The sequence below is a fragment of the Pseudomonas sp. P4_C1 genome, from assembly GCF_056402155.1.
The window spans coordinates 161,856-181,073 of record NZ_JBFUHY010000003.1; the positions used below are offsets into that span (position 1 = coordinate 161,856).

Here is a 19,218-nt window from a genome sequence, read left to right on the forward strand (position 1 = left end):
GTTGTGGGAGCAGTTGCAACAAGAGCCCGAGGACAAACCCAAGCCTGCCTGAGTTTCATCAACTTCATCGGCAGCGACACGACCCACACGGTCGGTTTGCAGCGCCAGCCACTGGGCCTTGGTCATCGGAACACGTCCGTTGTCGAGCAGGCGCTCGAGGGTTTGTAGCCAGTATCGGCGCGAAAACTCATGACGCATGTCCACCGGGTGCAGGCCCAGGCGAATCACCGGGGCCTGCTGCCAGCGTTGTTCACGGCGGTCGCTGACGAGCTTCGATACGATCCGGCGCCAGGCACCGCGCGCACTCCAGACCAGCCCCGGCGCCTCGAACGCGGTGAAATCCGGCAGCCGGTACAAGTGCTGCGAGTCGCTGGTGTAACTCAACGGCAATTGGCGCAATGCCTGGCGAGTGCCTTGGCTCATCAACCAGGCAGGGGCGACGAACCCCTCCAGCGGCCAGTCATGGCGGTGGAACATTTCGATGCCCGAACGCAGGCGGGCGAGGGCGGCGTCCTGCGACAAACGGTAAAACTCGCCTTCGTGGGTGTAGACCCGACGCATGAACCAGTCTCGGGGATTGCTGGCCATCGGCCCGTCGTCGCAGTGGAAGTAGCCATGCAGCGCCAGTTCGTCGCCCCGGGCGAGCCTGGTACTGAGCTGGCGGCAAAATTGCGGATGGGCGTCCAGGTTGTTGTGTTTGTGGAAGTCCGGCACCACCAGCCAGGTGATCGGCACGCCATCCAAAGTGTCGACGGCTTTGACGAACGGCTGGTAATCGGCCCAGGTTGGCGGTGCCACGTCGTGCAGTACCAGCAGTAAAGCGGGACTGTTCATGGACTCAACCGTTGGCTGTCAGCGGCCATTGGCTGCCGAGCACTGCGTGGTAGTGGCGCAACAAGCTGTTGACCACGGTGTCCCAGGCGTAATGCCGTTCGACATGCAACCGCGCCTGTTTGCCCAGCGTTGTGTTGCCCGACCCGAACAATTCTCGAACGGCGGTGGCCATCGCGGCGGGATTGTTCGGCGCGCAGAGCCGGCCGCAGTCCTCGGTGACGATTTCCTCGAAAGCCCCGGCCGCCACGGCCACCACCGGAATACCGCTGGCCATGGCTTCGAGTAACACCAGACCGAAGGTTTCCTGATCGCCTGCGTGTAACAGTGCATCGGCGCTGGCCATCAGGCGGGCCACCTGCGGCGCCGGGCAGAACTCGTCGATCACCGTCACGTTGGACGGCACGGCCGTGGGCATCGACGAGCCAACCAGCAGCAGGTGATAGCGTCGGCCCAGGCGTTTCATGCAGTCGAGCAGCACCGGCAGGTTTTTTTCCTTGGAACCACGCCCGGCGAAGATCAGCAGACGGGTGTTTTCGTCCAGGCCCAGCTCGGCTCGCAGCCCGGGGTCTCTGGCATCGGGATTGAAGGTTTGCAGGTCGACGCCGAGCGGTTGCACAAACACATTCTTGACTCCAAGCCCGGTGAGCTTGTCGGCCATGACCCGGCTGGGCGCCAGTACGCGGTCAAAGTTGCCGTAGAGCTTGCTGACATAGGCTTCGACGTTGTTGGTCACCCAATGGCCCATGCGGTTGCTGACCAGCAGGGGCAGGTCCGAGTGATAAAAGCCGATGACCGGCACATCGAGTTGGCGCCGCGCATCCAGCGCCGCCCAGGCCGTGAGATAAGGATCGCCGACTTCAATCAGGTCGGGCTGCAAATCCTGCAAGACATTGCGCCAGGGCGCGAGGCGCAGAGGGAAACGATAGCCCTTGCCGAAGGGCAGGGCAGGGGCCGGAACGGTGTAAATACCATCCTGTTCGCTAAAAGAAGATCCGGGAATCAACAGACTGTGGCGAATGCCCGGTTTGATGCCCAAACGACGGTGCTTCGCATCCAGATAAGTGCGTACGCCACCGCTGGCAGGGGCGTAGAACATGGTGATGTCAGCGATATGCACGATGAACAATCCTCCAGTCCCGGTACTCCCTTGGTTGACCTATATGAAGGATAGATGTTCGGTTGGGGTTTGTGCGGGTGGGGGGGGCGGCGGGGTTTTGTAGTGTTTGGCAGGCCGCTATCGTCGGAACGCCGCCCGGAGCAGGCTTGCTCCCACAGTAAATCTCCAGTGCGACAAAGATCCCTGTGGGAGCGAGCTTGCTCGCGATGGGGCCAATTCCGACGCTAGATGCGGAAACTGCCTACCAGCTGCTTCAACCGAGCCGCCTGCTTCTCAAGGTCCGAGCACGCGCGCAATGTCGATTGCAGGTTTTCCACGCCTTCCTGATTCAGCGTGTTGATCTCGATGATGTCGACGTTGATCGACTCCACCACGGCGGTCTGTTCCTCGGTCGCGGTAGCCACCGACTGGTTCATGCCGTCGATTTCACCAATACGCAGCGTCACGCTGTTCAGGCGTTCGCCCGCGAGGTTGGCGATTTCCACGCTGTCCTGGCTGTGGCGTTGACTGTCGCTCATGGTGCTGACCGATTCCCGGGCGCCGACCTGCAGCTCCTCGATCATGGTTTGCACCTGTTGTGCCGATTCCTGGGTGCGATGTGCCAGGTTGCGCACTTCGTCCGCCACCACAGCAAAACCACGACCGGCTTCACCGGCACGGGCGGCTTCAATCGCGGCGTTGAGCGCCAGCAAGTTGGTTTGCTGGGAAATGCTGGTGATCACTTCGAGAATCTGCCCGATGTTCACCGTTTTGCTGTTCAGCGATTCGATGTTGGAGCTCGATGCGCTGAGCATGCTCGACAGTTGATTCATCGCCACGATACTGCGGTCCACCACTTGTTGACCATCTTCGGCCAGGCTGCGGGCATCGCTGGCCTGGCTCGAAGCCTGCGCCGCATTGCGGGCAATTTCCTGGGCGGCGGCGCCGAGCTGGTTGATGGCGGCTGCGACGCTGCTGGTGCGCGAGGCTTGCTGGTCGGAGTTGAACATCGACGAGTTGGAAGCCGCAACCACGCGCAACGCCACTTCATTGACTTGCCCGGTGGCTGAGGACACTTCGCGGATCGAGCCGTGAATGCGCTCGACGAAACGGTTGAACGCGGTGCCGAGGGTGCCGAATTCGTCGTTGTTCTGGATGGTCAGGCGTTTGGTCAGGTCGCCTTCACCGTCGGCGATGTCGGCCATGGCACGGGTCATGACGTGCAACGGCTGGATCAGGATGCGAATCAGCATGCCCAGCAGGGCGATGATGATGGCCACGGCAATGATGGTCGCAACGACAGCCGAGGTGCGGAATTCGCTGAGCATCGAGTAGGCTTTTTCCTTGTCGACCGAAACGCCGATGTACCAGTTGACCGATGACAAGCCTTTGATCGGGGTGAAGGTCACGATGCGGGTTTTGCCGTCGACCTGGATTTCGCTCATTGTGCTGCTGATGGCCGGTGTGTCTTGCGGGTAGACATCCTTGAGCATCTTCATCGCCAGCGCTTTGTCGGGATGTACCAGGATTTTGCCGTCGGAGCTGACCAGGAAGGCATAACCGATGCCATTGAAATCCAGCGTGCCAAGGCTGTCGGCGATCACCTGCAAACTCAGGTCGCCACCGACCACGCCGATGTTCTGGCCGTCCTTGATAACGCTGTCGACAATCGAAATCACCAGTTGGCCGGAGGCCAGATCCATATAAGGCTCGGTTAATGCCGAACCGCTGCTGCCTTGCGCGCTCTTGTACCAAGGGCGTGCTCGCGGGTCATAGCCATCGGGCATCTTGCTGTCCGGGCGAATGATGAAAGAGCCATCCTTGCTGCCGAGGTAGGCGCCCATGAAGGTCGAGGTCACGGCTTTTTGTACAAGCAGCCTGGAAACGTTGTCGGCATCGGGGTTGAGCGCGACAGTTTGTGACAGGTTTTCAATCAGTAGGCTGCGCCCGTTCAACCAGGTCTGGATATTGTTGGCGGTCACTGCGCCCATTTCCTGCAGATAGTTATTGAGGTTTTCGCGGATGGCGTTGCGCTGCAGATAGTCGTTGTACAGCGTGAATGAGGCGAAGGCGGCAATAACAATGAGGGCGGCGGCAAGCAGGATTTTATGGCTGAAACGCAGATTTTTGTTCATGGCTTGGGGTTCCGCTAAGGTCTTAATGTCCAGTGCGTGCTTTTATAAAGGGACGCACGACGGGCAAGGTTGAAAGCAAGTGAATTTTCCGACTCTCCTTAGGGAAATTTCCGACCAGATCGTGTCTGACTGCTTTGTCGTTATCTCTATCGGCCGTGTAGGACCAAAGATTAATCATGGGTGACCAAATGCCTGACTCATTGCAACTCGTTATCGGCGCCGATCTCAACGGGCAGCCGATTGCCCAGGCCATGCGTCTGGCGAACCGCCACGGTTTGATCGCAGGCGCGACCGGCACCGGCAAGACCGTCACTTTGCAACGATTGGCCGAAGCCTTCAGCGATGCTGGCGTGGCGGTGTTCGCCGCTGACATCAAGGGTGACCTGTGTGGCCTCGGTGCCGCCGGCAACCCCCAGGGCAAGATCGCCGAGCGAATTGCCGGGATGCCCTGGCTCAACCATAAGCCTCAGGCTTATCCGGTGACGTTGTGGGACGTACACGGTCAGTCCGGTCATCCTTTGCGCACAACCTTGAGTGAAATGGGGCCGTTGTTGCTGGGCAGCCTGCTGGAACTGACCGACAGTCAGCAGTCGGCGCTGTACGCCGCGTTCAAGGTAGCGGACCGCGAGGGGCTGTTGTTGCTCGACCTCAAGGACCTGAAGGCGTTACTCAATCACCTGCGCGACAACCCTCAGTTGCTGGGCGACGATGCGGCATTGATGACCACCGGCTCCAGTCAGGCATTGCTGCGGCGTCTGGCGACCCTGGAGCAACAGGGCGCCGAAGCTTTGTTTGGTGAGCCGGCGCTGCAACTCGAAGACATCCTCCAGCCCACTGCGGACGGGCGTGGGCGCATTCATTTGCTGGATGCCAGCCGTCTGGTGCATGAAGCGCCGAAGGTCTATGCGACGTTCCTGCTGTGGCTGCTGGCCGAGCTGTTCGAGCAACTGCCGGAGCGTGGCGATGCCGACAAACCGTTGCTGGCGCTGTTCTTCGACGAGGCCCACTTGTTGTTCAATGGTACGCCCCAGGCGTTGCGTGATCGTCTGGAGCAAGTCGTGAGGCTGATTCGTTCGAAAGGCGTGGGCGTGTATTTCGTCACCCAATCGCCGGGTGACCTGCCGGATGATGTGCTGGCGCAGTTGGGCTTGCGCATCCAGCACGGTCTGCGTGCGTTCACCGCCAAGGAGCAGAAGTCCCTGCGCGCGGTGGCCGAAGGTTTCCGGCCGAATCCGGCGTTCGATACGTTGTCGGTGTTGACCGAGCTCGGGATCGGCGAGGCGCTGGTCGGCACCTTGCAGGAAAAAGGCACGCCGGAAATGGTCCAGCGGGTGCTGGTAGCGCCGCCGCAATCGCGGATCGGGCCGTTGACCGATGCCGAACGCACGGCGCTGATAGCCGGTTCGCCATTGCAGGGGCGTTATGACAAGCCGATTGACCGTGAATCGGCCTATGAGGTGCTGATGGGACGCAAAGGCCTGGCGCCGCAAGACGAAGCAGCTCCGGATAAGCCGGCACCTGAGGAGCCAAGTTTCACCGAGCAGGCCGGGGAGTTCCTCGGTACGGCCGCCGGCCAGGCCTTGAAGTCGGCGATGCGCCAGGCGGCCAATCAGCTTGGGCGACAGTTGGTGCGCGGGTTGATGGGCTCGTTGCTAGGCGGCAGCAAACGCCGCTAGATTGAGCGAACACAGTTAAATGTAGGAGCGAGCCTGCTCGCGAAAGCGCTGTGACATTCAACGTATATGCCGACTGTTACACCGCCATCGCGAGCAGGCTCGCTCCCACACGGGTCTCAAGTCAGGATTTGGATTTGGCGTGCGCCGCCAGTCGCTCCAGCGCGGCCCGCAAATTCGGGTCGCTGATGCCATCGGCCGTGGCCTGGATGGTCGCTGCCGCGTCGTTGGACAAATCCATGGTATGCCCGGCCGCACCTTGCTGAACGGTCGGCGGTTGAACTTTGAACAGGATCCGGGTCAGATTGGCAAACTCGTCGAACAGTTGCAGTTGCCGTTGCAGGCGCTTCTGCTGGTAGCGCAGGCGGGTTGCCCAATGACCGTCGGTGACAATCAGCAACAAACTGCCTTCGCGCCAGGAGGCCACGTGGCAATGCTCGCGAGCGGCGGGTTGCAATTGGCTTTCGAGTAAACGCTGCAGATGACCCAGGCGTTGAGCGTGGCCGAGAATGGCTTTCAGCGGCTTGGCTTCGCGTAGTAGAACGGCAGGTACTTTGGCCGTAAGTGGGCGAAATGCCATGATCAGACACCTGAAGTAACAGAGGCTCCATGGTAGCAGAAAGCACCGGATGCACCCGCCCATTGCTTTTGTGGGTGCTTTGCCCATTAAATCAACAACTAACTTCTGCCTTGAACGGCTTGAAGTTGAGCAAAATGCCCTTATTTTAAGTGAGCCCCGTCAAAGCGCTGTGCCAGCATCGTGGAATATCGCCACTTTCCTCTCCATCGTTTCCGGGTAGAATGCTCGTTCGCATGCGGCCATGAGGGCTGCACGGGCGACTCACGGGGCCGCCCTCCATCCCTTTAGTGTGGAAGATCCTGCCGATATGTTTGCGCCTTTGTTAAAGAAACTTTTTGGAAGCAAGAACGAGCGTGAAGTCAAACGCATGCTCAAGACGGTGCAACTCGTCAATGCCTTCGAAGAGCAAATGGTGGCCCTTTCGGACGATCAATTGCGTGCCAAGACCAGCGAGTTCAAGGCCCGTATCGCCAAAGGGGAGTCCCTCGACAAACTGCTGCCAGAAGCCTTTGCGGTCGCCCGCGAAGCCGGCAAGCGTGTCATGGGCATGCGCCACTTCGATGTCCAGCTGATCGGCGGCATGACCTTGCATGAAGGCATGATCGCGGAAATGCGTACCGGTGAAGGCAAGACCCTGGTGGCAACACTGGGCGTTTACCTCAACGCGCTGTCCGGCAACGGCGTGCACGTTGTGACGGTGAACGACTACCTGGCCCGCCGTGACGCCAACTGGATGCGCCCGCTGTATGAATTCCTCGGCATGACAGTCGGCGTGGTCACGCCGTTCCAGCCGCCGGAAGAGAAGCGCGCTGCCTACGCCGCCGACATCACCTACGGCACCAACAACGAATTCGGTTTCGATTACCTGCGCGACAACATGGCGTTCAGCATGGAAGAAAAATTCCAGCGCGAACTCAATTTTGCCGTGATCGACGAAGTCGACTCCATCCTCATCGACGAAGCCCGTACGCCGCTGATCATCTCCGGTCAGGCCGAGGACAGCTCCAAGCTATACATCGAGGTCAACAAACTGATCCCGACGCTTGAGTTGCACATCGAAGAAGTCGAAGGCGAAGTCACCAAGGCCGGCCACTACACCGTTGACGAGAAGACCCGCCAGGTCGAACTCAACGAAGCCGGTCACCAGTTCGTCGAAGAAACGCTGACCCGCATCGGCCTGCTGGCTGAAGGCGAGAGCCTGTACTCGGCGCATAACCTGAGCCTGCTGACTCACGTTTACGCCGGCCTGCGCGCGCACAAGCTGTTCCATCGCAACGTCGAATACATCGTGCAGGACGGTCAGGTCGTACTGGTCGACGAGCACACCGGCCGCACCATGCCGGGTCGCCGCTTGTCCGAAGGCCTGCACCAGGCCATCGAAGCCAAGGAAAACCTGAACATCCAGGCCGAAAGCCAGACATTGGCGTCGACCACCTTCCAGAACTACTTCCGTCTGTACAACAAGCTGTCCGGCATGACCGGTACGGCCGACACCGAAGCGTTCGAGTTCCACCAGATCTATGGCCTGCAGGTCATGGTGATTCCACCGAACAAGCCGCTGGCCCGTAAAGACTACAACGACCTGGTGTTCCTGACCGCCGACGAGAAATACGCGGCAATCGTGGCCGATATCAAGGAAAGCATGGCCGCTGGTCGTCCGGTGCTGGTGGGTACTGCCACCATCGAAACCTCCGAGCACATGTCCAGCCTGCTCGTGAAGGAAGGCATCGAACACAAGGTTCTGAACGCCAAGTTCCACGAAAAGGAAGCCGAGATCATTGCCCAGGCCGGTCGCCCGGGCGCACTGACCATCGCCACCAACATGGCCGGTCGTGGTACCGACATCCTCTTGGGCGGTAACTGGGAAGTGGAAGTGGCTTCCCTGGAAAACCCGACCCCTGAGCAGATTGCCCAGATCAAGGCCGACTGGCAGAAGCGTCACCAGCAAGTGCTCGAATCGGGCGGTTTGCAGGTGATTGCGTCCGAGCGTCACGAATCGCGCCGTATCGACAACCAGCTACGTGGTCGTGCCGGTCGTCAGGGCGACGCCGGTTCCAGCCGTTTCTACCTGTCGCTGGAAGACAGCCTGATGCGCATCTTCGCCTCTGACCGGGTGAAGAACTTCATGAAGGCCCTGGGCATGCAGCCTGGCGAAGCGATCGAACACCGTATGGTGACCAACGCCATCGAAAAGGCCCAGCGCAAGGTCGAAGGTCGTAACTTCGACATTCGTAAACAACTGCTCGAGTTCGACGACGTCAACAACGAACAGCGTAAAGTGATCTATCACATGCGTAACACGTTGCTGGCCGCCGACAACATCGGTGAGACCATCGCTGACTTCCGTCAGGACGTGCTCAACGCCACCGTCAGCGCACACATTCCTCCGCAATCGCTGCCTGAACAGTGGGACGTGGCCGGTCTGGAAGCTGCGTTGCAGAGCGATTTCGGTGTGACGCTGCCGATCCAGCAATGGCTCGACGAAGACGATCACCTGTACGAAGAAACCCTGCGCGAGAAGCTCATGAACGAGCTCGTCGCGGCGTACAACGAGAAAGAAGACCAGGCGGGCGCCGAAGCGCTGCGCTCCTTCGAGAAACAAATCGTTCTGCGCGTACTGGACGACCTGTGGAAAGACCACCTGTCGACCATGGACCACCTGCGTCACGGTATCCACTTGCGTGGTTATGCCCAGAAGAATCCGAAGCAGGAATACAAGCGCGAGTCGTTCACCCTGTTCTCCGAATTGCTGGATTCGATCAAGCGCGACTCGATCCGTGTGCTGTCCCATGTTCAGGTTCGCCGCGAAGACCCGATCGAAGAAGAGCAGCGCCTGCGTCAGGAAGCCGAGGCATTGGCCGCTCGCATGCAGTTCCTGCATGAAGAAGCTCCAGGCCTTGAGCAGCCGGAAGTGTTGGGCGAAGAGATCGATGTTGCTCTCGCTGCTGCACCGGTTCGCAACGAGCAGAAGCTGGGTCGTAACGAGCTGTGCTATTGCGGTTCGGGCAAGAAGTTCAAGCATTGTCACGGGCAGATTCAGTAAAACCCGTTTCAAACGCTGAAATACCCGCGCCGCGACCGGCTTCTGCCGTCGCGGCGTTTTACCATTCGAACCACCGTTCTGCTGAAACGGTGCTGACATCATTTATAAAGGAGCGCATTCATGGCTGTTGGTCTTGGTCCTTTGCCAACGTTGCACCCGGTTGCCGGTTTTGAACTCGGTATCGCCTCGGCCGGCATCAAGCGCCCGGGGCGCAAGGATGTTGTGGTCATGCGCTGTGTTGAAGGCTCCACGGTTGCCGGCGTGTTCACCTTGAACGCCTTTTGCGCCGCGCCGGTGATCCTGGCCAAGCAACGCGTACAAGGTCCTGTGCGCTACCTGCTGACCAACACAGGCAATGCCAACGCCGGCACCGGCGAACCAGGCCTGGCCGCGGCCGAGCGCACTTGCGCGAAACTGGCCGAATTGACCGGCGTCGATGCCAGCCAGGTGCTGCCGTACTCCACCGGTGTGATCGGCGAGCCGTTGCCAGTGGAGAAAATCGAAGGTGCGCTGCAAGCTGCCCTCGATGATCTGTCGATCCACAACTGGGAAGCTGCCGCCACCGGCATCATGACGACTGACACCCTGCCAAAAGGTGCCAGCCGTCAGTTCCAGCACGACGGTGTGACCGTCACCGTTACCGGTATCAGCAAAGGCGCCGGCATGATTCGCCCGAACATGGCGACCATGCTCGGCTACATCGCCACTGACGCCAAGGTTTCCCGCGACGTGTTGCAAAACCTGATGCTGGATGGCGCCAACAAATCGTTCAACCGCATCACCATCGATGGTGATACGTCGACCAATGACTGCTGCATGCTGATCGCCACGGGTCAGGCGGCGTTGCCGGAAATCACCCGCGCCGAAGGCGAGTTGTTCGCCAAGTTGAAGCAGGCGGTGTTCGAAGTGTGCATGGACGTGGCCCAGGCCATCGTGCGTGACGGCGAAGGCGCGACCAAGTTCGTGACTGTTGAAGTCAATGGCGGCGGCAATCACCAGGAGTGCCTGGACGTCGGTTACACCGTGGCTCACTCGCCGCTGATCAAGACTGCATTGTTTGCGTCCGACCCGAACTGGGGACGTATCCTGGCCGCTGTCGGCCGTGCCGGCGTTCCGAACCTGGATGTGAGCAAGATCGACGTATTCCTTGGCGAAGTGTGCATTGCCAGCCGCGGCGCGCGCGCGGCGACCTACACCGAAGCCCAGGGCGCGGCGGTGATGCAGCAGGAAGAAATCACCATCCGCATCGAGTTGGGTCGTGGTGATTGCAGCGAAACCATCTGGACCACCGACCTGTCCCACGAATATGTGAAGATCAACGCCGAGTACCGTACTTGATCTCTCGTTAGATCGAGTCGCTGCTATCGCGAGCAAGCTCGCTCCCACAGGGATTTTTGGTGCTCACACTCTTTGTGTTTCACCTTCACCACTGTGGGAGCGAGCTTGCTCGCGATGGCGGTCTGTCAGTCGCTAGCTAGACTGGCCTGTCCCCCCATCAAAAGGTCCCGAACATGAGCCTGCACCTGATCATCGGCGACAAACTGCTTTCTTCCTGGTCCCTGCGCGGCGCCCTGGCTCTCGACCTGACCGGCGCGGCCTACACCGAAGAACTGATCAAGCTGAACCAGCCGGACACCCGCGAGCGTCTGCTCAAGCACTCGCCGACTGGCAAGGTCCCGCTGCTGAAAACCGAACACGGTACCATCGCCGATTCCCTGGCGATTGCCGAATACCTGGCAGAACAGTTCCCGTCCGCAAGCCTCTGGCCGAAAGACATCGCCGCCCGCGCTCAGGCGCGTTCGGCGTGTGCGCAGATGCACAGCGGGTTCTTCGCCATGCGCGGCAATATGCCATTTGACCTGAGCCATGACGCCCCTTTGTCGCCGGTTCCGGCTGAGGTTCAGGTCGACATCGAACGCATGTCGGCGCTGTGGGCCGAGTGCCGTGCCGCCGCGACAGAAACCGGGCCGTACCTGTTTGGTCATATCAGTCTGGCTGACGTGTTCTTTGCACCGATTGCCGTGCGCCTGCGCACCTATCAGGTGAAACTGTCTGCCATAGACGAGGCCTACGTCGAAACCCTCTACCAATGGCCGGCGTTCAAGGCCTGGCAGAAGGCCGGACTGGAGGAGTTGCTAAAGTGAAACGAGTCCATGTCGCCGCCGCCGTCATCCGCGATGGCAGTGGCCAAATCCTCATCGCCCGTCGTGCCGACGCACAGCACCAGGGCGGCCTGTGGGAGTTTCCCGGGGGCAAGGTCGAGGCCGGCGAGTCGGTCGAAACCGCACTGGCCCGCGAACTCCATGAAGAGCTGGGCATCGTGGTCGGCGCGGCGCGCCCGCTGATCAAGATTCGGCACGATTACCCGGACAAACAGGTGTTGCTGGATGTCTGGGAGGTTTCGGCGTTTACCGGCGAGCCCCACGGTGCCGAGGGACAACCGCTGGCCTGGGTTACACCTCGTGATTTGTCGAATTACGAGTTCCCGGAGGCCAATCAGCCGATCGTCGCGGCCGCGAAATTACCCGCTCAGTACCTGATCACGCCGCAAGACCTGGAAACCCCCGCGTTGCTGCGTGGTATTCAGAAGGCCATTGCCGGCGGCATCAAGCTGATCCAGTTGCGTGCACCGAACGGTTACGATCCGAAATATCGCGACCTGGCTGTCGATGCGGTGGGCCTGTGTGCCGGCAAGGCGCAGTTGATGATCAAAGGGCCGTTCGAATGGCTGGGCGACTTCCCGTCCGCGGGTTGGCACATTACCTCGGCGCAGCTGCGCAAATACGCAGCGGCTGGCCGACCGCTCCCAGCGTCGCGCTGGCTGGCGGCCTCGTGCCATAACGCTGAAGAGCTGGCGCTGGCCGAACAGATGGGGGTGGACTTTGTGACCCTGTCGCCGGTTCAACCTACCCTGACTCACCCAGGCGCCGGGCCGTTGGGTTGGGAGCAGGCGTCGAGCTTGATCGATGGCTTCAGCAAGCCGGTGTTCCTGCTCGGAGGTGTTGGCCCGGCGCAGCTTCAGCAAGCCTGGGAAGCTGGTGCGCAAGGTGTCGCGGGGATTCGGGCGTTTTGGCCTGAGAGTTAATTCTTTAGCGAGCCTACTGGCCTCATCGCGAGCAAGCTCGCTCCCACAGTGGATTTGTGGCGCTCACAAAACTTGTGGGAGCGAGCTTGCTCGCGATGAGGGCCTGACAGGCACCGGCTAAACCTCAGGTTTCGCCGCAGGCTGCCAAAGAATCTCGGCAATTCCCTGACGCTTGGCAATCAGCCGCGCCGCAACAAACAACAGATCCGACAACCGATTGATATACGCCAGGCCAACCCCGGCCAACGGCTCAATCGCATTGAGTTGCTGACACCGCCGCTCTGCGCTGCGCGCCAGGCTGCGGCAGACATGGGCCTGGGCAATCAGCGCCGAACCGCCGGGCAAAATGAAGTTTTCCAGTGGTCCCAACTCTTCATTCCACACATCGATCGCGGCTTCCAGGCGTTCGATTTCCGCTGCATTCAACGCCTGATACACCGGCATCGCCAGTTCGCCACCGAGGTCGAACAAGCGGTGCTGGCAAGGCGCCAAAACATCGATCACTTCCTGAAAGCCTGCAATGGCGTGCGTTTGCGCCGCCAATCCGGCCAGCAACACGCCCACCTGACTGTTCAGCGTATCGACTTCGCCAATGGCCTCGATCCGCGGGTGATCCTTGGGTACGCGACGGCCATCGCCCAGCCCGGTCTCGCCTTTGTCGCCAGTGCGGGTGTAAATCTTCGACAAACGAAAGCCCATGGTTACCTCGATAGCAGATTGAGTTGTTGCGAGACAGGTGGCGTGCTCGCCAGGGGCAGGCGCAAGGTGAAGCACGTGCCTTGGCCCGGGGTCGATTGCACTTCCATCTGCCCCTTGTGGTTGTTGGTGATGATGAAGTACGACACCGACAGCCCAAGTCCGGTGCCCTGGCCGATCTCCTTGGTGGTGAAGAACGGTTCGAAGGTCCGTTTGCGTACGCTCTCGCTCATGCCGATGCCATTGTCTTCGACCTGAATTTCCGCCCACGGCGGATTCAGCCTGGTGCGCAAAATGATCCGTCCCGGCTCGCTGCCGTCTTCACGCTGGTGAATGGCTTGCGCGGCGTTTTTCAACAGGTTGAGCAGTACCTGCTCCAGTTCGTTGGCGGTGCCGGGGACCGGGCCCAGCGCCGGATCGAACTGGCGAATGATGGCCTGGCCCTTGAAATCGAAGCCGATCGCCAGATCGAAGTCGTTACTGGCGATCTCCACCGCCTGGTCGATCAGGGCGGGCAAATCGCACGGAGCCATCTGGCGGGTGCTGCGACGGCTGAAGCTGAGCATGTGGGTGACGATTTTGGCGGCCCGGGCACCGGCCTGCTGGATGCCGTCGAGCAACTTCGGCACATCGCGAAGTTGCAGATACTGATTGACCGCCGTCAGTTCGATGCCGGCCTGTTCGGCCACTTCAAGGTTCTTCGGCAGATCGGGGGACAGGCGTCGGCGAATGTTTTGCACGTTGTGCAGGATCGCACCCAGCGGGTTGTTGATTTCGTGGGCCATGCCGGCGGCAAGACCACCCACAGAAAGCATTTTCTCCGACTGCACCATCATCTCTTCCAGGGACAGGCGCTGAGTGATGTCGTCGATCCGGATCACCACGCCACGCCCGGCGCCGCCCATCAATGGATAAAAGGTCAGGGCATAGTGGCGGGGCTCGTCATCCTTGAGCCAGGTGACACGTTCGATTTTGGCCACCGTATGCTGCTCGACCGTTTGCTTGAGTTGTGGCAAGAACGGCTTGAGCGGTTCGAAGGCGAGGAAGATGGGCTGGTTCAGGGCTTCGTCGAGGCGCGTGCCGGAAAGTGCGCTGGCTTCCTGGTTCCACTGCGTCACGTAGAGCTGTTCGTCGAGGGCGATCAGCGCCGACGGCATGGAGTCGATGATGCTGTTGAGGTAGTTCTGGAAGCCGGTAAGCTTTTTCTCGATCTTGCTGCGCACCTGGACTTCAAGCTCCAGTTTGCGGTTGGTGTGCCGGGTTTCTTCCGCCAGCCCCTGGGCCTGGTCGTAGGCTGCCTGGGAGTCGTCCCGGGCCCGCTTGAGTTGCTGCTCCCGGGCCTCGATTCGCGAAAGCATGGTGTTGAACGCCTCGGCGAGGCTGCCGATTTCATCGTGGTTTCCTCGTGAAGCACGCAGTGAGTAGTTTTCTTCACGGGTTACCTGCCGGGACAGCTCTTCGAGTTGGTGGATCGGCCGGGTAATCAGGCGCTTGATTTGACGGGCGATGACCAGCCAGAGCAGCACACTGAAAATCAGAATCCCCAGACTGGCCGTCAGGGTCCCGGTATAGAACGCCACTGGCAGTTCACTGCTGGCGACCAACAGCAAATGCCCCGGTGCAGCTCCGGGGCGGGGCAGGGTAATGACCTGGTTGCTACGGAACTCGGTAACCTGCCAGTCTTCGATATGCCGGAACCGTTTCGGCAACTCCAGTTTGTCGCCATGCTGCAATTGCGCCAATTGCTCGCCTTTTCCGTCATACAGGACTGCCGCGCGCAACGGCGAATAGCTATTGAGTTCGTTTAGCAGGCGCTCAGCGCTTTGCGGCGAATCGAGGGCTTCGGAGGTCAGGCTCGGGTTGGATACCAGCCGGCCGATGGTCTGCAGGGCCTGAGGCGCCATGCTTTCCTGGGAAATGTAGTACGCGGCGCTGATAAAGGTCAGGTTGGCGACCAGCAGGACGGTGGTCAACAGGACTAGCAGGGCGGCCAGCAGTTTCTGGCCGACAGGCAGGTTTTCAAGACGCTGGCGCAATGGCATCGGGTTCATCGCTGAAAAGGAACAAGTGGCCAGCGTAGCCGCTGCTCAGTCGCTGGGCAATCCAAGGCTTTGCAGGCGAGCGATCAACCTTGACTCAAGCTGATTGAGATGAGGCAGGTTCAATTGATGACGCCCGGCCACTTTGCAGGCGTAGCCCAGCAGGTAGCTGATTTCTGTGCGGCGCTGGCTTGTGACGTCCTGATGCATCGAGGAGTAGTTGGCTGCGGTGGCGTGAATCACCCGTTCGACTTCCTGCTGCAGGTTTTCGGCCGCTGCCGGCTGACCACAACGCTCTAGCAACTCCACCAGTTCGCCGCACAGAGTAGCGACTTCGCAGTGATGTTGCTGCAAACCGCCGTTGCGGCAATCGTGCAGCACCGTCAGCGGATTGATCGCACAGTTAAGGGCGAGTTTGCGCCACAACCTGGTCAGGATTTCGGTGCTCCACTCGTGGGGGATGCCGGCAGTGCTCAGGTCATCGAGCCAGATCGGCGCAACCGGATGGCTTGCATCCCCCAGCCAGGTGAAACCATGCCCGGCAAACACCACGCGCCAATCGCCATCGCGGAAGGCGCCTTCGGTGCTCGACGCATAGATGCAGCGTGCCTGAGGTACCTGTGCCGCCACTGCATCCTGACTGCCCAGGCCATTTTGCAGCAGGATCAGTTCGGCACCCGGGGCCAGGCGTGGCGCCAGTCGGGCCACCGCGCTTTCGGTATCGTAGGCCTTGCACGCCACCAGCAGGCGGTTGATCGGTTGGGTGCTGCCGGCTGTCTCGGCGGGCACGGCATAGTGTCGCGCCTCGCCGTGTTCCACCAGTGTCAATCCACCGGCCGCCTCATAGGCCTGCAGCCTCGCGGCGTCCCGCAGGACCAGCCTGACCGGCACTCCAGCCCGCGCCAGACGTGTCGCCCATAAAGTGCCGAGGCTGCCGGCGCCCAGAACATGCCAGGTGGTAGACATCAGCTTTTTGCTCTGTTTAAGGCGTGCATCGGCAGCTCACAGTGAATGATGGGAAAGACCCGTTATAATCAGCGCGGATTTTAACCGCAAGCCAGGCGTGCTCCATCAGTGCGCCTTTAAATTTGGAGAGATTACATGCCGTCGTTCGACGTGGTATCCGAACTGGACAAACACGAAGTCACCAACGCGGTCGAGAACGCCGTCAAGGAACTCGATCGTCGTTATGACCTGAAAGGCAAAGGCAGCTTCGAGTTCAAGGAAAAAGACCTGACCGTCAACCTGACCGCGGAAGCGGATTTTCAGCTCGAAGCGATGATTGAGATCCTCAAGCTGGCGCTGGTCAAGCGCAAAATCGACGTGCAGTGCCTTGAAGTCAAGGACGCGTTCGCGTCGGGCAAGCTGATGAAGCAGGAAGCCGTCCTCAAGGAAGGTATCGACAAGGAACTGGCGAAGAAAATCGTCGCCCATGTCAAAGACGCCAAGCTCAAGGTCCAGGCGGCCATTCAGGGCGAGCAGGTTCGTATTACCGGCAAAAAGCGTGATGACCTGCAGGAAGCCATTGCAGTGCTGCGGGCCAAGGAATTCGGTATGCCGCTGCAGTTCAACAACTTCCGCGACTGATCTTGAACGCGGGAACCTCCTGGCGTTTGCAACGTCGGAGGCCCAAGCAACGGCAGAAACGGTTGAGCCCGTCGCGGTTCGATCTTTCTGCCGCTTTTTTACGCATGCCGGGTAGCCGGAAAACAGGAGAGAGTAGATGGACTTAAATGCCGAGGTAGACAATCTGGTCAAGGTATCCCAAACCTGGATCCCGATGATCATGGAATACGGCAGCCGTGTACTGCTGGCGGTCATTACCCTGGCCATTGGCTGGTGGCTGATCAACAAGGTCACGAAAAAGCTCGGCGGCCTGATTGCATTGCGTAATGCCGACCTGGCGCTGCAAGGCTTTATCAGCAGCCTGGCGAACATCATCCTCAAGATCTTGCTGATCGTCAGCGTGGCCTCGATGATCGGGGTGGAAACCACGTCGTTCGTTGCGGCAATTGGTGCGGCGGGTCTGGCCATTGGTCTGGCGTTGCAGGGCAGCCTGGCGAACTTCGCAGGTGGCGTGCTGATTCTGTTGTTCCGTCCATTTCGCATCGGTGACTGGATTGAAGCACAGGGTGTTGCTGGTACCGTCGACAGCATTCAGATTTTCCACACTGTGCTGCGTACTGGCGACAACAAAACCATCATCGTGCCTAACGGCAATCTGTCGAACGGCATTATCACCAACACCAATCGTCAGCCGACCCGTAAGGTCGTGTTTGATGTAGGCGTTGATTACGAAGCGGACTTGCAGAAAGCCCGAGAAGTGTTGCTGGAACTGGCCAAGGATCCGCGTGTATTGATTGACCCGGCACCTCAGGCAGTCATATCGACATTGGGTGACAGTTCTATCACTGTTTCCCTGCGTGTCTGGGTGAAGACGGCGGATTATTGGGATGTGATGTTCATGTTCAACGAACTGTCCCGTGATCGTCTGAGAGAGGCCGGCATCGATATTCCATTTCCGCAGCGGGTTATTCGCGTGGTTCAGGAATCTGCTGCGCAGTAAGGGGTGTGCGGTTAGTGCCTGACTTCTTGGTCAGGCATGTACTGCAGAGTCTGTTTGGTTAAATGTTGTACAGCAGACAACGAAAAAGGCCCATCCGAAGATGGGCCTTTTTTTGATTACCGCAAACTAACTTTCTGCGATTACAGAATGTTGAGTGGGTAGTCGGTGATCAGGCGGAACTCAGAGATATCGCCTTCGCCTTCGTCAGCATTGGCGGTGTGCCATGCTTGACGGATGCGGAACGACAGATCCTTGGCTGGGCCGGATTGAATGACGTACTTGGCTTCCACGTTGGTTTCGTGGTGTTTGCCGTCTGCACCGTACAGACCGGTGTAGGTGCTGTTCGATGGAGTGTTGGTACCGTCGATGTTCCAACCATTCACGTAACGGACCATGAAGCTCAGGCCAGGTACGCCGTACTCGGCCATTTTCAGGTCGTAACGGGCTTGTACCGACTTCTCGCCAGGGGCGTTGAAGTCAGAGTACTGAATGGAGTTGGCGAGGAAAATCGAGTCGCCACCACGGTTGTTGTCACCCACACCGATGTAGTCGAACGGGGTGTCGCCGTTGACCTTCTGGAAGGCCAGGGTCAGTGTGTGCGCTTTCAGGAACGAGTAAGCAGCAGCCAGGGAGTAGGCGGTGTTGCTGATGTCGCCTGCTTTAGCGTTACCGGTATCCTTGGTGTTGTAGATGTTACCGTCGAAGTTGATCGAGTTGTCGCCGCCCAGTGCGAGGGTGTAGTTCGCGTTGGCGTAGTACTGGTTCCAGACGTCTTCGAGCTTGGCACCGTAAAGCGATACGCTCAGGTCCGGGGTAATGCCGTACTTGCCACCGAAGTAGTCGATGGAGTTGGCTGTCACGCCAGCGTAAGTAGCGAACAGTTCGCCGTCACGAGCGTTGCGGTCCTGGCTGGTTGCCGAGTAGAAGTGACCGGCTTCGAGGTCGAGGTCAGTAACTTCGCTGCTCTGCAGTTGGATACCGCTGGCAGTTTGGTGAAGGATACGGGAACCGCCTACAGCGAACACCGGAGAAGTGCTTGGCTGCATGTCGCCGATTTTCAGCTCGGTCTTGGAGATGCGGAACTTGGCGGCAGCGCCGGCTTTGCCCTGGCTGTTGTTGACTTCGCCGTCAGAGTCCACGGACATGTTGCCGGAACCTGCATATTTGTCGGAACCGTCCAGCTTAATGGCCAGTTGGCCCCAGGCTTCAACGCCAACACCGATCAGACCTTGGGTGTAGCCCGAGCTGTACATGCCCTGGATGCCCTGGGTCCAGTCTTTGTCATCGACTTGGCCGTTTTTCTTGTTACGGTTGTAGTAGTAGTTGCGAACCAGCAAGTCGAGTTTGCTGTCTTCAACGAAACCTTTGGCTTCGGCCTGGTCGCTTACGAAAGGTGCGGCTACTGCCAACTGAGTACTGGCTGCTGCTGCAACTGCCAGTGCGATCATGCTCCACTTCATCACGCGCATCG

14 protein-coding genes and 2 pseudogenes are annotated in these 19,218 nt (G+C 59.5%); 7 read left to right on the forward strand and 9 right to left on the reverse strand.

Annotation, left to right across the window (positions count from 1 at the left end; all coding sequences use genetic code 11):
• Positions 1 to 72: 72 nt before the first annotated feature.
• From AC1DU9_RS03220 to AC1DU9_RS03235, 4 genes and pseudogenes are all read right to left on the reverse strand, one after another.
• Positions 73 to 834, reverse strand: a pseudogene (locus AC1DU9_RS03220) (DUF2334 domain-containing protein); the annotation flags it as partial.
• Positions 835 to 838: 4 nt separating this feature from the next.
• Positions 839 to 1,951 (reverse strand): glycosyltransferase family 4 protein, encoded by a 1,113-nt coding sequence (locus AC1DU9_RS03225; RefSeq protein ID WP_411740724.1) that lies wholly within the window; start codon positions 1,949 to 1,951, stop codon positions 839 to 841.
• Between the two features lie 224 nt (positions 1,952 to 2,175).
• A complete protein-coding gene (locus AC1DU9_RS03230) occupies positions 2,176 to 2,940 on the reverse strand; it encodes a methyl-accepting chemotaxis protein (protein ID WP_477809735.1) in 765 nt (254 codons plus the stop codon).
• Positions 2,941 to 3,033: 93 nt separating this feature from the next.
• Positions 3,034 to 4,065, reverse strand: a pseudogene (locus tag AC1DU9_RS03235) (HAMP domain-containing protein); the annotation flags it as partial.
• A gap of 188 nt (positions 4,066 to 4,253) precedes the next feature.
• Here AC1DU9_RS03235 and AC1DU9_RS03240 point away from each other — a divergent pair.
• Positions 4,254 to 5,741 carry a helicase HerA-like domain-containing protein gene (locus AC1DU9_RS03240; RefSeq protein WP_223459515.1) on the forward strand — a complete coding sequence of 496 codons (1,488 nt, stop codon included), beginning with the start codon at positions 4,254 to 4,256 and terminating at the stop codon, positions 5,739 to 5,741.
• Between the two features lie 121 nt (positions 5,742 to 5,862).
• On the opposite strand, the gene AC1DU9_RS03245 is transcribed toward AC1DU9_RS03240, so the two are convergent.
• Positions 5,863 to 6,318 carry a DUF721 domain-containing protein gene (locus tag AC1DU9_RS03245; RefSeq protein ID WP_223459513.1) on the reverse strand — a complete coding sequence of 152 codons (456 nt, stop codon included), beginning with the start codon at positions 6,316 to 6,318 and terminating at the stop codon, positions 5,863 to 5,865.
• Between the two features lie 307 nt (positions 6,319 to 6,625).
• Between AC1DU9_RS03245 and secA the strand changes: the two genes are divergently transcribed.
• The 4 genes from secA to AC1DU9_RS03265 all read left to right on the forward strand — a co-directional run bounded on the left by secA (position 6,626) and on the right by AC1DU9_RS03265 (position 12,446).
• A complete protein-coding gene (gene secA, locus AC1DU9_RS03250) occupies positions 6,626 to 9,361 on the forward strand; it encodes a preprotein translocase subunit SecA (protein WP_223459511.1) in 2,736 nt (911 codons plus the stop codon).
• 120 nt (positions 9,362 to 9,481) lie between these two features.
• Positions 9,482 to 10,699: a bifunctional glutamate N-acetyltransferase/amino-acid acetyltransferase ArgJ gene (gene argJ, locus AC1DU9_RS03255; protein ID WP_223459509.1), complete on the forward strand. Its 1,218-nt coding sequence runs from the start codon at positions 9,482 to 9,484 to the stop codon at positions 10,697 to 10,699.
• A 173-nt stretch (positions 10,700 to 10,872) separates the two neighbouring features.
• Entirely contained in the window at positions 10,873 to 11,505 is a 633-nt protein-coding gene (locus AC1DU9_RS03260; protein WP_477809729.1) for a glutathione S-transferase family protein, read from the forward strand.
• On the forward strand, positions 11,502 to 12,446 hold the full coding sequence (locus AC1DU9_RS03265) for a Nudix family hydrolase (protein WP_223459505.1): 945 nt from the start codon (positions 11,502 to 11,504) through the stop codon (positions 12,444 to 12,446). Before AC1DU9_RS03260 ends, AC1DU9_RS03265 begins: the two co-directional genes overlap by 4 nt.
• 117 nt (positions 12,447 to 12,563) lie before the next feature.
• On the opposite strand, the gene AC1DU9_RS03270 is transcribed toward AC1DU9_RS03265, so the two are convergent.
• From AC1DU9_RS03270 to AC1DU9_RS03280, 3 genes are read right to left on the reverse strand one after another with little or no spacing between them, the layout of a single operon-like run.
• A complete protein-coding gene (locus AC1DU9_RS03270; protein ID WP_223459503.1) occupies positions 12,564 to 13,145 on the reverse strand; it encodes a cob(I)yrinic acid a,c-diamide adenosyltransferase in 582 nt (193 codons plus the stop codon).
• A 2-nt stretch (positions 13,146 to 13,147) separates the two neighbouring features.
• A complete protein-coding gene (locus AC1DU9_RS03275; protein WP_223459501.1) occupies positions 13,148 to 15,184 on the reverse strand; it encodes an ATP-binding protein in 2,037 nt (678 codons plus the stop codon).
• 45 nt (positions 15,185 to 15,229) lie between these two features.
• Positions 15,230 to 16,147, reverse strand: coding sequence for a putative 2-dehydropantoate 2-reductase (locus AC1DU9_RS03280; RefSeq protein WP_223459499.1), 918 nt, complete (start codon positions 16,145 to 16,147; stop codon positions 15,230 to 15,232).
• Between the two features lie 135 nt (positions 16,148 to 16,282).
• Between AC1DU9_RS03280 and AC1DU9_RS03285 the strand changes: the two genes are divergently transcribed.
• Positions 16,283 to 16,768 (forward strand): YajQ family cyclic di-GMP-binding protein, encoded by a 486-nt coding sequence (locus tag AC1DU9_RS03285; protein ID WP_007977344.1) that lies wholly within the window; start codon positions 16,283 to 16,285, stop codon positions 16,766 to 16,768.
• A 136-nt stretch (positions 16,769 to 16,904) separates the two neighbouring features.
• Positions 16,905 to 17,747, forward strand: a complete 843-nt coding sequence (locus AC1DU9_RS03290; RefSeq protein WP_223459497.1) for a mechanosensitive ion channel family protein — start codon at positions 16,905 to 16,907, stop codon at positions 17,745 to 17,747.
• A gap of 140 nt (positions 17,748 to 17,887) precedes the next feature.
• Here AC1DU9_RS03290 and AC1DU9_RS03295 read toward each other — a convergent pair whose 3' ends face one another.
• The gene (locus AC1DU9_RS03295) at positions 17,888 to 19,216 is read right to left on the reverse strand and encodes an OprD family porin (RefSeq protein ID WP_223459495.1); all 1,329 of its coding nucleotides are present in this window, start codon (positions 19,214 to 19,216) and stop codon (positions 17,888 to 17,890) included.
• Between the last annotated feature and the right edge of the window lie 2 nt (positions 19,217 to 19,218).